Consider the following 15,063-nt stretch of genomic DNA (forward strand, 5'->3'; position numbering starts at 1 on the left):
GGATTGGAGACACAACATGAACAAGGCGGTGGAGGTCACCGGCATCATCGACGAAAGCCGGTTCGGGCCGTATCAGTTGCTCGTGGTCACGCTGTGCGCGCTATGCCTCGTCATGGACGGGTTCGACGTCCAGGCGATGGGATATGTGGCGCCGGTCGTGATCCGCGAGTGGGGCATTGCGAAGGAAACGCTCTCGCCGGTGTTCGGCGCGGGCCTCTTCGGCATGCTGGTGGGCTCGCTCACGTTCAGCACGCTCGCGGACAAGATCGGCCGCCGCCCGGTGCTGATCGGCGCGACGCTGTTCTTTTCCGCGTGCATGGTCGCCACGGGCTTCGCGCATTCCATTGCGGAACTGGTGGCCTGGCGCTTCGTCGCGGGTCTGGGCCTTGGCTGCATCATGCCGAACGCGATGGCGCTCGCGGGCGAGTACAGCCCGCGCCGCATGCGCGTCACGCTCATGATGATCGTCTCGTGCGGCTTTACGCTCGGTGGCGTGCTGGGCGGCCTCATCACCGCGGCGCTGATTCCGGCGTTCGGCTGGCGCGCCGTGTTCTTCGTGGGCGGGGCGATTCCGCTCGTGCTCGGCGTGCTGATGTGGCTCGCGCTGCCCGAGTCGATCCAGTTCCTGCTGTTTCGCAATCGCGGCGAGCAAACGGAGGCGCGTGTGCGCCGCAATCTGTTGCGTGTGGCGCCCGCCCTGCATCTGCCCACGGGCGCGCAGTTCACGACCACGGAAACGCGCTCGCGCGGCGTGCCGTTCGTCGAGCTGTTCAAGGAAGGGCGCGCGCGGGTGACCGTGCTTTTGTGGGTCGTGAACTTCGCGAACCTGCTTGCCATGTATTTCCTCTCGAACTGGTTGCCGACCGTGATCCGCGACGCCGGCTATTCGACGCAGACCGCCGTGTTCGCAGGCACGGCGCTGTGGGGCGGCGGCGTGATCGGCACGCTGCTGCTCGGGCGCATCATCGACATGGCGGGCTTTACGCGCGTGCTCGGCACGACGTTCCTGATCGCCATCGTCTCGACGGCGGCGATCGGCAATCCGGCCGTGATGGTCTCGGTGGCCGCGATGTTCGTCGCGATCTTTATCACCGGCTTTACGATCATCGGCGGCCAGCCGGCGCTCAACGCGCTCGCCGCGACCTACTATCCGACCTCGCTGCGCTCGACCGGCATCGGCTGGAGCCTCGGCGTGGGCCGTATCGGCTCGGTCGTCGGCCCGGTACTCGGCGGCGCGCTTCTGCACCTGCAATGGTCGTCCTCGTCGCTCTTTATCGCGGCTGCCGTGCCGGCCTGTGTCTCGCTCGCGGGCATCGTGGCGATTCATCGGGCGAATGGCGCTTGCAGGGGCACGATGGGAGGCGAGCGTGCGGCGGCGCAGATGGAGTGACTGGCGGCAGCGCCTGCGTCTGGCCGCGCTCGCAGCCGCTAGGCGCCCGCACGGACATGGCGGCGACGGCGCGTGGACTGCGCCCGCGAGGCTGTGCGCGGAGCGCGCCGGCGCGAGCGCCCGCAGGCGCTTCGCCCGCATCACCAGCGAGGAGTGAACGCCCGGTCATCGGGGTCAACTCCGACTTCTCGGCAGACGAATGCCGGCTTTCTCGAAAACGAATTGTTGGCAGGCCGCGCCTGAACCACACTGATACCTGTCGCGATGCGGCGTGCCACGGCGCGCCGTACGCAGTCAAAGAGCAACGACGGGAGGTGACAGTGGTGAGGCGAGCGGCGCGCAAGATCAGCGATATCGCGCGGCACTGGGCGGAGGTGTCGCCCGAGGCGGTGGCGATACGCGAAGAAGCAAAGGTGACGAGCTTCGGGCAGCTCTGGAGCGACGTCGAGCAGGCGCAGCGGTTTTTGCGCGAGCAGGGCGTGGACGTGGGCGACCGCGTGCTGATCGTGGCCGAAAATTGTTCGGCCGTGGTGACGCTGCTGTTCGCGCTTTCGGAAATCGGCGCGTGGCCGGCTGTCGTCAACGCGCGGCTTTCGGAGCGCGAGATCGAGACGATCCGCGCGCATTGCGGACCGCGTCTCATGTTGTTTACGCACGGCGCGTCGCCCGACGCGCTGCGTCATGGCGTGCGTTATCGCGCGCGCGAAATCGCTCCGGCCGGACTCGGGCCGCTGATGATGGCCGCGCCCGACTCCAACGCCGTGCGCGAACCCGAAGCGCTCGCGCACGAAGTGGCGGTGCTCATCTATACGTCGGGCACGACGGGCCAGCCCAAGGGGGTGATGGCCACGCATCGCGGCTTGCTGCATTTCGCGCATGTCTCGGCCACCTCGCGCGACATGACGCAGGCGGACTGCGCCTACGCGGTCATGCCGATGTCGCATATCTTCGGCCTCGCCACGTTGCTGCTCGCCACGTTCGAAGCGGGCGCGAGCCTGCATCTCGCGGCGCGCTTTTCGGCGGAGGAGGTCGTGAAGGCGCTTGGCGCCTCCGAAATCTCCATTCTTCAGGGCGTGCCAACGCTCTTCACGCGTATCGTCGCCTATGTGCGCGAGCACGGCGGCGCGGTGCATGCGCCGCGTCTGCGCTACCTCTATACGGGCGGCGGTCCGCTCGATCCCACGCTCAAGCAGCAGGTCGAAACGCTCTTCGGCATGCCGCTGCATCACGGCTACGGCATGACCGAGTACGCGGGCTCGCTCTTCATCACGCGCATGGACCGTCCGCGCAAGGATGTGTCCTCGGGCGAGATCGTCGAGGGTGCGGAGCTGCGCGTGGTCGGACCCGACGGCCACGATGTGCCGCGCGGCGAGCCGGGCGAGCTGTGGGTGCGCGGTCCCGGCGTCATGCGTGGCTACTATCGCGAGCCGGGCCTGACCGCCGAAGTGCTCGACGCGCAAGGCTGGCTCAAGACCGGCGACCTCGGGCGGCTCGACGCCGACGGCGCGCTCTTCATCGTGGGCCGCTCGAAGGACCTCATCATCCGCTCGGGCTTCAACGTCTATCCGATCGAGGTCGAGTCGGTCATCAATACCTACGAGGCGGTGCGCCAGAGTGCCGTGGTGGGGCGGCGCGACGCCGAAGGCAACGAGGAAGTCGTGGCCTTCGTGGAAGCGAAGGAGGGCGCGACGATCGACGCGGCCGATCTCGCCCACTACCTGAGCGAGCGGCTTTCGGCGTACAAGCGTCCCTCGGAAATCGTGACCATCGACATGATTCCGACCACGGCGAGCGGCAAGCTGCAAAAGCAGCCGCTGCGCGAAATGGCCAAACGCGCCGTGCGCACTCGCTGAGCATTCCTGATTTTTTATTTCTCTCCGGGCGGCGCCGTGCCGCCCGATCAACGATTGCAGGGCATACACCATGATTCGCGACCAGGAAACGATGAACGTTCTGCTCGACAACGTCGCGCGCTTCGTGCGCGAGCGTCTCGTGCCGAACGAGGAGCGCGTAGCGGAAACGGATGAGATTCCGGCCGATATCGTCGACGATATGAAGGCCATGGGCCTCTTTGGCCTGACCATTCCGGAGCAGTACGGCGGGCTCGATCTCACGATGGAAGAAGAAGTGCTCGTGATGCTCGAGCTGGGCAAGACCTCGCCCGCATTTCGCTCGATCATCGGCACGACGGTGGGCATCGGTTCGCAGGGCATCGTGATCGACGGCACCGAGGAGCAAAAGGCCCGCTGGCTGCCGAAACTTGCGAGCGGCGAGATCATTGCGAGCTTCGCGCTCACGGAGCCGGGCGCGGGCTCGGACGCCGCATCCATCAAGACGCGTGCCGAGCGGCGCGGCGACCATTATGTGGTGAACGGCACCAAGCGTTTCATCACGAATGCGCCGCAGGCCGGCATGTTCACGCTGATGGCGCGCACCAATCCCGACGAGCCGCGCGCGGGCGGCATCACCTCGTTCATCGTCGACGCGAAAACGCCCGGCATCAGCTTCGGCAAGCGCGACAAGAAGATGGGGCAGCGCGGCGCGCATACCTGCGACGTGATTTTCGAAGACGTGAAGGTGCCCGCGGAAAACATCATCGGCGGCAAGGAAGGCGTGGGCTTCAAGACGGCCATGAAGGTGCTCGACAAGGGGCGCATCCATATCGCGGCGATTTGCGTGGGCGTGGCGCAGCGCATGCTCGACGACGCGCTGCGCTACGCAATGGAGCGCGAGCAGTTCGGCGAAAAGATCGCCGAGTTCCAGCTCGTGCAGGCCATGCTCGCAGACAGCCAGACCGAACTCTATGCGGCGCGCTGCATGGTGCTCGACGCGGCGCGCCGCCGCGACGCCGGCCAGAACGTGAGTACGGAAGCGGCGTGTGCGAAGCTGTTCGCATCGGAAATGTGCGGGCGTGTGGCAGACCGCGCGGTGCAGATCTTCGGTGGCGCGGGCTATATGTCCGACTATGGCATCGAGCGCTTTTACCGCGATGTGCGCATTTTCCGCATCTACGAAGGCACGAGCCAGATCCAGCAGATCGTCATCGCACGCAACATGATTCGCGCGGCTGGCGGGCGGTAAGCAAGAGGCAGCGGCGCGCAGCACGCGCGCCGCTTGATGGGTTTATTCGGGCTTATTCGAGCCGGCCGATGCCGTCGGCCACGAGCAGATCGACGAGCTTGCGCGCGAACAGCGGCAGCGCGTCGCGATCGGCCATGCAGATCTGCAGCTTGCGCACGGCCCACTCGTCGGTGAGAGGCACGATCTTCAGCGACATGGTTTGCGCGTGGCGGCGCGCCGTGCCCTCGGGCAGCACGCCAATGCCGATGTTCGCTTCGATCATGCGGCATGCGGCCTCGAAATTGCCGATCTGGATGCGCCAGCGTATGGTGCGCTGCAAATCCGACGACGCACGCTTGAGGAACGAGAAAATCGCGCTTTCCTCGGGCGGCCCGATGAAGTCGTAGTCGAGCGTATCGGCAAATGCCATTTCGCTCGCCTGCGAAAGCGGGTGGCTCAGCGCCGTGACGAGCACGAGGCGATCGCGCCGGTAGGGCAGCACCTGCAAGCCCTCGGTGCGCACATTGCCGGCCACGATGCCGATATCGATCGTGCCGTCCTGCACGGCGCGCACGATATCGGGCGAAAGACGCTCGTGAATATCCACGTACACGTCGGGATGGTTGATAAGGTAGGTGCGCAGCACGGCGGGCAGGAACTCGCTCATCGCCGTGGTGTTCGCAAACACGCGCACATGTCCCTTCACGCCCTGCGAGTACTCCTGCAGGTCGCCCGTGAGTTGCTCGAGTTGCTTGAGCACGCGGCGCGCGTGCGCGAGCAACGTCTCGCCGGGCCCGGTTAGCGTGACCCCCTGGCTCGTGCGGCTCAAGAGCTTCACGCCCACCTGTTCTTCGAGATTCTTGATACGCGTGCTGGCCGCGGGCAGCGAGAGGTGCGCGCGTTCCGCGCCGCGGGTGAGGCTGCTCGCCTCGGCTACGTGGGTGAAGAGCTTCAGGTCGACGAGATCGAAATGCATGGGTTGACTTGCCGTGACTCCAGTTCCTGCGGGTTTTCCTGCCTGCGTCTGCCTGCCCGTTCGTTCGAGAAGACACGGGGCACGAGCGGACTCCGAGCATTATTGCGCCGCAGCGCAATGCACGCCATTAGCGATAGTACGGGTTAATCCTGGCCGAAACGGGCGTTCGGCATATCCAAATTGTGCACCCGTACCCGATGCGTCAAGCTGCAACACGAACGGCACAGCTTGCCGCATAACGATTCAAATCGAATGAACGCCCGGCGCAAAGCGGGCTGGAGGAGCGAAAACGATGACGACGCAACGAATGCTGGACGGTAAGGTTGTGGTGGTGACGGGGTCGGGCGGCGGCATTGGCCGCGATATCGCGCTCATGATGGCGCGCCACGGCGCGAAAGTCGTGGTGAACGACGTGGGCGCTTCGCTTACCGGCGAGGGCCATAACGACGGTCCCGCGCAGGCCGTGGTGAACGAGATCAAGGCTTTCGACGGCCAGGCCACCGCGAACACCGACAGCGTGGCCGACGCCGCTGGCGCCGCACGCATCGTGCAGAACGCGCTGGATGTGTTCGGCCGCATCGACTGCGTGGTCAACAACGCGGGTATTTTGCGCGACCGCTTCTTCCACAAGATGAGCGATGAAGAATGGGACGCCGTGCTGAAGGTTCACCTCTACGGCTCGTACTATGTCTCGCGCGCCGCCGCCGACCACTTCAAGGAACAGCGTAGTGGGGCGTTCGTGCATATGACGTCCACGTCCGGCCTGATCGGCAACCTTGCGCAGGCCAACTACAGCGCGGCGAAGCTCGGCATTGCGGGCCTGTCGAAATCCATCGCGCTCGATCTGGAAAAGTTCGGTGTGCGCTCGAACTGCATTGCGCCGTTCGCCTGGAGCCGCATGATCAACTCGATCAAGATCGACTCGCCGGAGCAGGAAGCGCGCGTTGCGAAGATCAAGCAGATGACGCCCGCGAAGATCGCGCCGCTTGCCGTCTACCTCGCGAGCGAGCAGGCCGCCGATGTGACGGGCCAGATTTTCGCGGTCCGCAACAACGAAATCTTCCTGATGAGCCAGCCGCGGCCCGTGCGTTCAGTGCATCGCGGCGAGGGCTGGACGCCGGAGACGATTGCCGAGCATGCCATGCCGGCGCTGCGCAAGTCGTTCCACACGCTCGACGTGTCGGCCGACGTCTTTAGCTGGGACCCCGTCTGATGACGCGCGGCCCGCGCGCGGCGCGCCAGGTCGATGCCGCGCAGCTCGATTTCGCGCAGTATGTGCGTCCGGGCGACACGGTTGCGTGGGGCCAGTGCGGTGCGGAGCCGTGCACGCTCACCGCGCTGCTGATGTCGCAGCGCATGGCGATCGGCGGCCGGTTTCGCGTGTTCGTGGGCGCTTCGTGGTCCGAAACGCTCGATCCCGCGTTTGCCGACTGTATCGACTTCATGGCCTATGGCGCATCGGGTACGAACCGTCGGCTCGAACGCGAGGGCGTGCTCGACATCCTGCCGTGTCACTACTCGCAGTTTCGCACCGTGCTGACTGGCGGCCCGAATCGCGTTGACGTGCTGCTGCTGCAAGTCGCTCCGGCGGACGAAGCGGGCTGCTACAGCCTCTCGATTGCGCATGAGTATCTCGTGCCGTTGATCGACAGTGCGCGCGTGGTGATTGCGGAGGTGAATGCGGCGGCGCCCTGGACTTACGGCGAGCGCAGGTTGCGAGCCGAAGACTTCGACGCGCTGATCCACACCGACCGCGCGCCGCTGGAAGCGCCGGCAACGCAGGCTGGCGACACCGAGCGGCGCATCGCGCAACATGCGGCCTCGCTGATCGAAGACGGCGCGACGATCCAGTTCGGGCTAGGCGCGCTGCCCGAGGCTATCGTCGCGCAGTTGCACGATCGTCGCGACCTGGGCGTGCATAGCGGCACCATCGGCGACGCTGTAGTCGACCTGATCGAAGCCGGTGTGGTGACGAATGCCCGCAAGTCGCGGGACCGAGGCGTGAGCGTGGCCGGCACGATGATGGGCACGCGCAAGATCTACGCGCATGCGCACCGCAACGCGCAGCTTCAGTTCCGCTCCACGGCTTATACACACGACATCGACGTGCTCGGCGGCCTCGATCGGTTCGTGGCGATCAATTCGGCGCTGGAAGTCGACTTAACGGGGCAGGTCAATGCGGAAGCGGCTGGTGGCCGCTATGTGGGTGCGGTGGGCGGGGCGCTCGATTTCATGCGCGGCGCGGCGCGCTCGGCCGGTGGCGTCGCGATCGTTGCGCTCGCCGCGAGCACGCGGCACGGGAGCCGTATCGTCGCGCGTCTTTCCGGGCCGGTCAGCACGCCGCGTAGCGACGCGGCCGTGATCGTCACCGAGCACGGCGTGGCGGACCTGCGCGGGCTCACGCTCGCGCAGCGCGTCGAGCGCATGCTCGCCATCGCACCGCCCGAGTGGCGCGAACCGCTCGCGGCCGAGCACCACGCGCGAAGGCACACGCTCGCAGCTTGACACCGTGTAGGCGCACAGCGAAGCGGCAGACAACCAGACAACATGAAAAGGAATCCGAAATGAGAAGAGCAGCGATAGTCGCGCCGGTGCGCACGCCGGTTGGCACGTTCGGCGGCAGCCTGCGTCCCGTTTCCGTCGAAGCGCTCGCGGCCACTGTGCTGCGCGAAACCATCGCGCGCAGTGGCGTGGACCCGGCGCGCATCGAAGACGTGGTCTTCGCGCAATCGTACGCGAACAGCGAAACGCCTTGCATCGGCCGCTGGGCCGCGCTCGAAGCGGGGCTGCCGGTGCAGGTGCCCGGCATGCAGCTCGACCGCCGGTGCGGCGGTGGGCTTCAGGCGGTCGTGACCGCCGCGATGATGGTGCAGAGCGGCGCGGCCGATGTGGTCGTGGCCGGTGGCGTGGAGAGCATGAGCAATATCGAGTACTACACGACCGATATGCGCTGGGGCGCGCGCGCCGGTTCGGTGAAGATGCACGACCGCCTCGAGCGCGGCCGCGAACGCTCGCAACCCGAGGCGCGCTTCGGCTACATCTCGGGAATGATCGAAACGGCCGAGAACCTCGCTAAAGAATATGGCATCACGCGCGAGGAAGCGGACGCGTACGCGGTGCGCAGCCACCAGCGCGCGGCGGCGGCATGGGAAGCGGGCCGCTTCGACGAGGAAGTGGTGGCGGTAACGGTGCCGCAACGCAAGGGCGACCCGGTACGGTTCGCGCGCGACGAAGGCGTGCGCGCCGACGCGACCGAGGCATCGCTCGCCAAGCTCAAGCCGCTCATGAAAGGCGGCACGGTGACGGCGGGCAACGCAAGCCAGCAGAACGACGCCGCGGCCGCATGCCTGATCGTCGCCGAAGATCAGCTCGACAAACTGGGCCTCACGCCGCTGGGCTATCTGACCGGATGGGCGGCCACGGGATGCGAGCCTGCGACGATGGGCATCGGCCCGGTGCCCGCGGTGCAAAAGCTGCTGCAAAAGACCGGGATCACATTCGATCAACTCGATCTCGTCGAACTGAACGAGGCCTTCGCGTGCCAGGTGCTCGCGGTACTCAAGGGCTGGGGCTGGCACGACGAATCGCGGTTGAACGTGAACGGCTCGGGCATTTCGCTCGGTCACCCGATCGGCGCGACCGGCGTGCGCATGTTGACTACGTTGCTCCATGAACTGCAGCGCCGCAAGGGCCGCTACGGCCTCGAAACGATGTGCGTGGGCGGCGGGCAGGGGATTGCGGCGATCTTTGAGCGCGCGGCTTGAGTACGAAAGATTCGCATCCCTACTGAACATAAAAAGGAGGAGACGATGCTCGATGCACTGAACGCGCAGCTAGCGCGACTGCAAGCGCATCCGTTCTACGAGGGACGTTTGCCGCGCAGCGTCGCGAGCGCGGCGGAGTTCGCCGAGCGCGTGCCGCTCATGACGCGTGCCGAACTCGTGGCCGAGATGAATCGGCCGGGCTACGGCAAGTTTGCGCCTGCGGTGCCGCCGGTGCGCGTGCACCTCACGCCAATGGGCGCTGCGCTCGTGCCGATCCTGCACAGTGCAGCCGATCTGCGCGCAATCGAAGCCGCGTGCGGCCAACATCTCGACGCATGCGGCATCGGCCCCGGCGACGTCTGCATGGTGACCTTTGGCTATCACCTCTTCGTAGCCGGGCTTTTCTATCAGACCCAGATGGAAGCGCGCGGCGTGGCGTGCATTCCGCACGGCCCCGGCGAAACCGAGCGTGCCGCGCGCGTTGCGCAGCAATGCGGCGTGACAGTGCTCGCCGGCAATCCGTCTCACGCGCTCAAACTCATCGAAGCGGGCTGCCCGGTTCCGCGCGTGTTCTTTGCGGGCGGCGAAGCGTTCACGGGTAATGCGGCGCTTTACGCGCGCGTGCGCGAAGCGATGCCGGGCACGTTGCTGATCGACAGTTTCTCGCTTTCCGAATGCCTGCCCGTTGCACGTACGTTCCCCGGCGGTACGGGCGTGCATGTGTTCGATGAACTGCTGTATGCCGAAGTCATCGACCCCGACACCGGCATGCCTGTTGCCGAAGGCGAGCGTGGCGAGCTTGTGCTCACGCATCTGAAGAAGGAACTGCAGCCGCTCGTGCGCTACCGCACCGGCGACCTTACCGTGCTCGAACATACCGCGCCCGTGCATGGGCGCACGGTGTCGTTGCCGCGCGTGGTGTTCGGCCGCGCCGATTCGATGGTGAAGATCAAGGGCGTGAAGGTTTATCCGTCCGAGTTGAAGACGGTGCTGCTGGGCGTGGAAGGCGCGACGCTTGCGTACCGCCTCGTGGTCGGCACGAAGGAACATGGCGGCGACCATCTTACGCTGCAGGTGGAAGGCGCGGTGGAGCGTTCCGCCATCGAGGCCATCGCGGAGCGCTTCAAGCGCCAGACGCTGATACACGCGGACGCGATCGAGATTGTGCCGAAGCTCGAAGGCGCAACGCTGGTAGAAGATCAACGGAGACAAACAACATGAATGCAAGCGCAACGAACACCCACACCCCGTGGCGCCTCGTCGTAGGCGGCCACAGCTATGCTGACTTCTCGATTTCGGTATCGCCGGCCGTCGAGCGCGCCGTGGCCGAGAATCTCGCGCCACCCACGGTCTATCTGAACGTCTTCGACGAAGACAGCATAACCGTAGGCGTGAACGAAGATCCGAACCAGGTGCTCGATCTGCCGTTCTGCCGCGAAAACGAAGTGATCGCGCGGCGGCGCGTGAGCGGCGGCGGTGCGATCTATGCGGGGCGCGGTTCGGCCTTCCTCGCGTTCTATTTGCCGATCGGTCTGCCCGGTGTGCCCCAAACGGCGACGCAGGCGTTCCCCACGATACTCGGCCACGTTGCTGAAGCACTACGCGATGTGTTCGGCCTGCAGGCCGCTTATCGTCCGCTCAACGACGTCGAGATCGACGGACGCAAGCTCGTGGCTACGTCGCTGAAGATCGAAGGCGGCGTGCTGACATTCCGCATTCTGCTGAACGTGAAGGCGATCGACACGGCAATTGCGGCGCGCGCGATGCCGATGGCGCCCGAAAAGGTCAAGGACAAGAAGCACAAGGATCTTGGCTCGCGCTATACGTATCTGGAGCAGGAACTGGGCCGCGAAGTGAGCGCCGATGAACTGAGCACCTGGGTTGCGGCCTGCGTTCGCCGCACGTTCGGTGACATGGCGCTGGAGTCAGGCGCGCTAGGCAGCGAAGAACTCGTTTTCGCGCAGCAATACGAGCGCGAACTGCATGAGGAAAGCTGGTTCCATGAGAAGAGCGAAGCGACGCGTTACAGCCCTGTCACCCGCGCGGGCGACCGTGTCGTGCGCGGACGCGAAAAGGCCCCGGCCGGGCTGATCTGGCTGAGCCTGCTCGTGCGTGACGGCACCGTGGTCAAAGCGATCGTGAATGGCGACTGGCATCCGCGTCCGCTCGCTTCGGTCGCCTGGCTCGAAGACGGGTTCACCGGTCTCGCCGCCACGCGCGAGGCGTGCGCGGCGCATATCGAGGCGTTCCTCGCGCGTCCCGACGTGGAGTTCGCGGGCGTCGAACCCGTGCATCTCATTACGGCGCTCGACAAGGCGCTCGCTGAACTGGCAAACGCGGGGGTGAGCGCATGAGCGAAAAGACGCTACGGGTCGAACAGGAGGCGGGCGTTGCGACGCTCACATTCAATCGCCCGGAGGCCAAAAACGCGCTCAACGGCGAGATGCGGGTGGAACTGCTCGAAGCCGTGCAGCGTATTCGTGCCGATCGCAGCGTGCGTGCGGTCATTTTGCGCGGCGCGGGGAATGACTTTTGTTCGGGCGGCGATGTACGCGCCATGAATGTGACCAGCGCCGACGCGGGACGCGATCGTATCGACGATCTGCACGGCTGGGTGAGCATGCTGATTGACCTCGATCGCCCGGTGATCGCGGCCGTGGATGGCGTGTGCTACGGCGCGGGCTTCAGCTTTGCGCTCGCCGCCGACTTCGTGATCGCCAGCACGCGCGCGCGTTTTTGCATGCCTTTCATGAAAGTCGGCCTCGTGCCCGATTGCGGGGCGTTTTATACGCTGCCGCGCGTGGTGGGGCTAGCGCGCGCGAAAGACCTCGTGTTTACGGCGCGCGAGATACGCGCTGCCGAAGCGAGGGAGATCGGCGCGGTGCTCGAAGTGGTCGAGCCGGACAAGCTTCATGCACGCGCCGCGCAGGTCGCGGGCGGCCTCGCGGCTGCGTCTCCCATTGCTTTCGGCCTCGCCAAGCGCGCGCTGAACCAGTCGCTTGGCAGCGATCTGCGCGCGATGCTCGAAATCGAGTCGGCGGCGCAGGGCATTGCGTTTACGACCGAATTCCATCGCGAAGCCGTGAAGCGCTTTCGCGAGAAGGCCGATCCGCTCTTCAAGTGGCCCGCCGCCGAGGCCTGATCTCTCACCGAGCACACAGCCATGACGATCGACTATCACACGCTGCGCAACTGGCCGTTCAAGGACGTTGAGCAGACCTATACCGCGCGCGACGCCATGCTCTACAGCCTGGCCGTGGGCTACGGCGCCAATCCCGTTGATTCGGACGACCTGGCATTCGTCTACGAAAAGGAGTTACGCGTGCCGCCGACACTTGCCGTCGTGCTCGGCTTTCCCGGCTTCTGGGCGCGCGACCCGCGCTCGGGCATCGACTGGGTTCGGCTGTTGCATGGCGAGCAGAGCCTCGTGATGCACAAGCCATTGCCGCCGGCCGCAACCGTGGTCGGCCGCTCGCGCATCACGCGCGTGGTCGATAAAGGCGCGGGCAAAGGCGCGCTACTCGAAATCCAGCGTAGCATTACAGACAAGGCAAGCGGCGAACTGTACGCTACCGTTACGCAACTCACGTTCTGCCGGGGCGATGGCGGCTTCAGCGCGGACAACGGCTTGAGCGACGAAGCGCCCGCGCCGCCGCCGCCGATGCCTGAGCGCGACCCTGATCATCATTGCGATCTGCCTACGCGCCCGGAAACGGCGTTGCTCTACCGCCTGTGCGGCGACGACAACGTGTTGCATGCCGACCCCCAGGTTGCGCGCGCGGCGGGGTTCGAGCGGCCTATCCTGCATGGACTTGCCACGTGGGGCGTGGCCGCGCATGCCGTGCTCAAGACGCTGTGCGCAAGCGACCCGCAACGCCTTGCGGCATTTCACGCGCGTTTTACCGCGCCGGTTTATCCGGGCGAGACGATCCGTACCGAGATGTGGCGTGACGGCAACGAGGTGAGCTTTCGCGCGCGTGTGCTGGAACGCGACGTGCTCGTGCTCAACCACGGCCGTGCTCAACTGCGCTAAACGCTATTCTGTATAACGAAGGAATCAGGATTATGGCCCGTCAACCGAAACCGCTCGTGCGCTCCGATATTGCGTACAGCACACCCGATCGTATTGTCGTGCGCGGCAAGAGCCTGCCCGACGAAGTGCTCGGACACATGAATCTCGGCGACTTTGCATTTCTGCAACTCACGGGCAAGACGGCCACGCCGCAGCAGTCCGCGATGTTCAACGCCATCGTCATTACGCTCGTCGAGCACGGCATGACGCCTAGCGCCATCGCCGCGCGCATGACGTATGCGGGCGCGCCCGAGTCGCTGCAGGCTGCCGTCGCGGCAGGGCTATGCGGGCTTGGGTCGGTGTTCGTCGGCAGCATGGAAGGGGCGTGCCGCATGCTTTCCGAAGCGCTGCCTTATGACGCCCAGTGCGACGACCTGGAAAAGCTCGCCGTCGATACCGTCGCCGCATGGCGCGCGCGCGGCACGCCGATTCCGGGGCTCGGTCATCCACTGCACAAGCCCATCGATCCGCGCACACCGCGCCTTTTCGAACTGGCCGCGCAAAACGGCATGTCGGGGCGCTATGTGAAGCTCATGCAGCTGATTGGCGCGGAGGCCGAGCGGGCGTCGGGCAAAGCCCTGCCGATCAACGCAACGGGCGCAATCGGCGCGATTTGCTGCGAATTCGGCTTTCCCTGGCGCATCGTGCGCGGCTTCGGCGTGATGGCGCGCGCGATCGGCCTCGTTGGCCATCTGCTCGAAGAGGGCGAGCGCCCCATGTCGTTCGAGTTGTGGCAGCGTGTGGAAGACGAAGCCTCCGCTCATCTGCGCGGCGAAGCGTAAGGGCGGCGCGCGGCTGTGGTTGAAAGCCGCGCGCAAGTATCGCGCAGCAATGGTCGGGGGATTAACGAAAGCGAAAGGGCTGATTCGGCAAAGGCAACTTCGCGAAACGGCGTGAGCCGTTCATAGTATGGCAACTAGTCTCGCAACGGAGAAACGCCATGCCGGAATCGCAAACGCCATCGCTCAGTGCGTGGCTCGACAAGACCGAAACGCTCACCGACGATATCACCGCGTTCCCGCTGCGCGCGCTCGCCGCCACACTCGACCGCGAAGCGCCCGGTAGCGCCGTGCCGCCGCTGTGGCACTGGCTCTATTTTCTGCCTGTCTCGCCGCTCGCCGAAGCGGGTCCCGATGGACACCCGAAACGCGGCGGCTTCCTGCCGCCCGTCGAACTGCCGCGCCGCATGTGGGCAGGCGGGCGCCTGACGTTTCATACACCGCTCCATGCGGGCAACGTGGCCGCTCGCACTTCCACTATCGCGAACATCGAGGACAAGACCGGTCGCAGCGGCCGCCTCGTGTTCGTGACGGTGCAGCATCGCTACGAGAGCGGCGGGGCGCTGTGCATCGAGGAAGAGCACGACATCGTCTATCGCGACGCGCCGCAGCCCGGTGCGAGCGCGCCCAAGCCCGTCGTGGCGCCGCAAGGCGAGACCTGGTCGCGCACGCTCAACGCCAGCGCGCTCATGCTGTTCCGCTATTCCGCGCTGACCTTCAACGGTCATCGCATTCACTACGACTTCCCGTATGTCACGCAGGAAGAGGGCTATCCGGGCCTCGTCGTGCACGGCCCGCTCATCGCCACGCTGCTGCTCGACCTCGTGCACCGTGAGCGGCCCGACGCCACGATCGCAACGTACGCATTTCGCGCGGTACGGCCCACGTTCGCGGGCAACGCATTCACGCTGTGCGGCAAGCTCTCCGACGACGCGCGCTCGGTCGAACTCTGGGCGAAAGACCACGACGGTTATCTGACGATGCAGGCCACCGCAACGCTCGCCTGAACGGCACCACGAACA

The 15,063-nt window shown here is 65.7% G+C and carries 13 protein-coding genes; 12 read left to right on the forward strand and 1 reads right to left on the reverse strand.

Annotated elements, in window-relative coordinates:
- Nucleotides 1-16: 16 nt before the first annotated feature.
- From U5A65_RS34800 to U5A65_RS34810, 3 genes are all read left to right on the forward strand, one after another.
- Nucleotides 17-1,390 (forward strand): MFS transporter, encoded by a 1,374-nt coding sequence (locus U5A65_RS34800; RefSeq protein WP_321949122.1) that lies wholly within the window; start codon nt 17-19, stop codon nt 1,388-1,390.
- 320 nt (nt 1,391-1,710) lie between these two features.
- Nucleotides 1,711-3,243 carry a class I adenylate-forming enzyme family protein gene (locus tag U5A65_RS34805; RefSeq protein ID WP_321949123.1) on the forward strand — a complete coding sequence of 511 codons (1,533 nt, stop codon included), beginning with the start codon at nt 1,711-1,713 and terminating at the stop codon, nt 3,241-3,243.
- Between the two features lie 70 nt (nt 3,244-3,313).
- Complete coding sequence (locus U5A65_RS34810) at nt 3,314-4,471, forward strand: acyl-CoA dehydrogenase family protein (protein ID WP_321912330.1); 1,158 nt, start codon at nt 3,314-3,316, stop codon at nt 4,469-4,471.
- 52 nt (nt 4,472-4,523) lie between these two features.
- On the opposite strand, the gene U5A65_RS34815 is transcribed toward U5A65_RS34810, so the two are convergent.
- The gene (locus U5A65_RS34815; RefSeq protein ID WP_321912329.1) at nt 4,524-5,426 is read right to left on the reverse strand and encodes a LysR substrate-binding domain-containing protein; all 903 of its coding nucleotides are present in this window, start codon (nt 5,424-5,426) and stop codon (nt 4,524-4,526) included.
- Nucleotides 5,427-5,733: 307 nt separating this feature from the next.
- Here U5A65_RS34815 and U5A65_RS34820 point away from each other — a divergent pair, with 307 nt between their 5' ends.
- The 9 genes from U5A65_RS34820 (at nt 5,734) to U5A65_RS34860 (ending at nt 15,048) form a co-directional block, all read left to right on the forward strand.
- Entirely contained in the window at nt 5,734-6,639 is a 906-nt protein-coding gene (locus tag U5A65_RS34820; protein ID WP_321949157.1) for an SDR family NAD(P)-dependent oxidoreductase, read from the forward strand.
- A complete protein-coding gene (locus U5A65_RS34825; RefSeq protein ID WP_321949124.1) occupies nt 6,639-7,931 on the forward strand; it encodes an acetyl-CoA hydrolase/transferase family protein in 1,293 nt (430 codons plus the stop codon). Before U5A65_RS34820 ends, U5A65_RS34825 begins: the two co-directional genes overlap by 1 nt.
- Nucleotides 7,932-7,990: 59 nt before the next feature.
- Complete coding sequence (locus U5A65_RS34830) at nt 7,991-9,190, forward strand: acetyl-CoA C-acetyltransferase (RefSeq protein ID WP_321949125.1); 1,200 nt, start codon at nt 7,991-7,993, stop codon at nt 9,188-9,190.
- A gap of 45 nt (nt 9,191-9,235) precedes the next feature.
- The gene (locus U5A65_RS34835; protein WP_321949126.1) at nt 9,236-10,411 is read left to right on the forward strand and encodes a hypothetical protein; all 1,176 of its coding nucleotides are present in this window, start codon (nt 9,236-9,238) and stop codon (nt 10,409-10,411) included.
- Nucleotides 10,408-11,544, forward strand: coding sequence for a lipoyl protein ligase domain-containing protein (locus tag U5A65_RS34840; RefSeq protein ID WP_321949127.1), 1,137 nt, complete (start codon nt 10,408-10,410; stop codon nt 11,542-11,544). The genes U5A65_RS34835 and U5A65_RS34840 overlap by 4 nt, the downstream gene beginning before the upstream one ends.
- The gene (locus U5A65_RS34845) at nt 11,541-12,332 is read left to right on the forward strand and encodes an enoyl-CoA hydratase/isomerase family protein (RefSeq protein ID WP_321949128.1); all 792 of its coding nucleotides are present in this window, start codon (nt 11,541-11,543) and stop codon (nt 12,330-12,332) included. Before U5A65_RS34840 ends, U5A65_RS34845 begins: the two co-directional genes overlap by 4 nt.
- Nucleotides 12,333-12,353: 21 nt before the next feature.
- A complete protein-coding gene (locus tag U5A65_RS34850) occupies nt 12,354-13,223 on the forward strand; it encodes a MaoC/PaaZ C-terminal domain-containing protein (protein ID WP_321949129.1) in 870 nt (289 codons plus the stop codon).
- 32 nt (nt 13,224-13,255) lie between these two features.
- A complete protein-coding gene (locus tag U5A65_RS34855; protein WP_321949130.1) occupies nt 13,256-14,044 on the forward strand; it encodes a citryl-CoA lyase in 789 nt (262 codons plus the stop codon).
- Nucleotides 14,045-14,202: 158 nt separating this feature from the next.
- Nucleotides 14,203-15,048, forward strand: a complete 846-nt coding sequence (locus tag U5A65_RS34860) for an FAS1-like dehydratase domain-containing protein (protein WP_321949131.1) — start codon at nt 14,203-14,205, stop codon at nt 15,046-15,048.
- Nucleotides 15,049-15,063 lie beyond the last annotated feature (15 nt).

Origin of the sequence: Paraburkholderia sp. J10-1, assembly GCF_905220165.1 — a bacterium.
Classification (GTDB): domain Bacteria; phylum Pseudomonadota; class Gammaproteobacteria; order Burkholderiales; family Burkholderiaceae; genus Paraburkholderia.

What these genes read in the sequence shown, in the direction of transcription:
- U5A65_RS34800 (WP_321949122.1), top strand. Translation starts at nt 17, where the DNA reads ATGAACAAGGCGGTGGAGGTCACCGGCATCATCGACGAAAGCCGGTTC.
- U5A65_RS34810 (WP_321912330.1), top strand. Translation starts at nt 3,314, where the DNA reads ATGATTCGCGACCAGGAAACGATGAACGTTCTGCTCGACAACGTCGCG.
- U5A65_RS34815 (WP_321912329.1), bottom strand. Translation starts at nt 5,426, where the DNA reads ATGCATTTCGATCTCGTCGACCTGAAGCTCTTCACCCACGTAGCCGAG.
- U5A65_RS34820 (WP_321949157.1), top strand. Translation starts at nt 5,734, where the DNA reads ATGCTGGACGGTAAGGTTGTGGTGGTGACGGGGTCGGGCGGCGGCATT.
- U5A65_RS34825 (WP_321949124.1), top strand. Translation starts at nt 6,639, where the DNA reads ATGACGCGCGGCCCGCGCGCGGCGCGCCAGGTCGATGCCGCGCAGCTC.
- U5A65_RS34830 (WP_321949125.1), top strand. Translation starts at nt 7,991, where the DNA reads ATGAGAAGAGCAGCGATAGTCGCGCCGGTGCGCACGCCGGTTGGCACG.
- U5A65_RS34835 (WP_321949126.1), top strand. Translation starts at nt 9,236, where the DNA reads ATGCTCGATGCACTGAACGCGCAGCTAGCGCGACTGCAAGCGCATCCG.
- U5A65_RS34840 (WP_321949127.1), top strand. Translation starts at nt 10,408, where the DNA reads ATGAATGCAAGCGCAACGAACACCCACACCCCGTGGCGCCTCGTCGTA.
- U5A65_RS34845 (WP_321949128.1), top strand. Translation starts at nt 11,541, where the DNA reads ATGAGCGAAAAGACGCTACGGGTCGAACAGGAGGCGGGCGTTGCGACG.
- U5A65_RS34850 (WP_321949129.1), top strand. Translation starts at nt 12,354, where the DNA reads ATGACGATCGACTATCACACGCTGCGCAACTGGCCGTTCAAGGACGTT.
- U5A65_RS34855 (WP_321949130.1), top strand. Translation starts at nt 13,256, where the DNA reads ATGGCCCGTCAACCGAAACCGCTCGTGCGCTCCGATATTGCGTACAGC.
- U5A65_RS34860 (WP_321949131.1), top strand. Translation starts at nt 14,203, where the DNA reads ATGCCGGAATCGCAAACGCCATCGCTCAGTGCGTGGCTCGACAAGACC.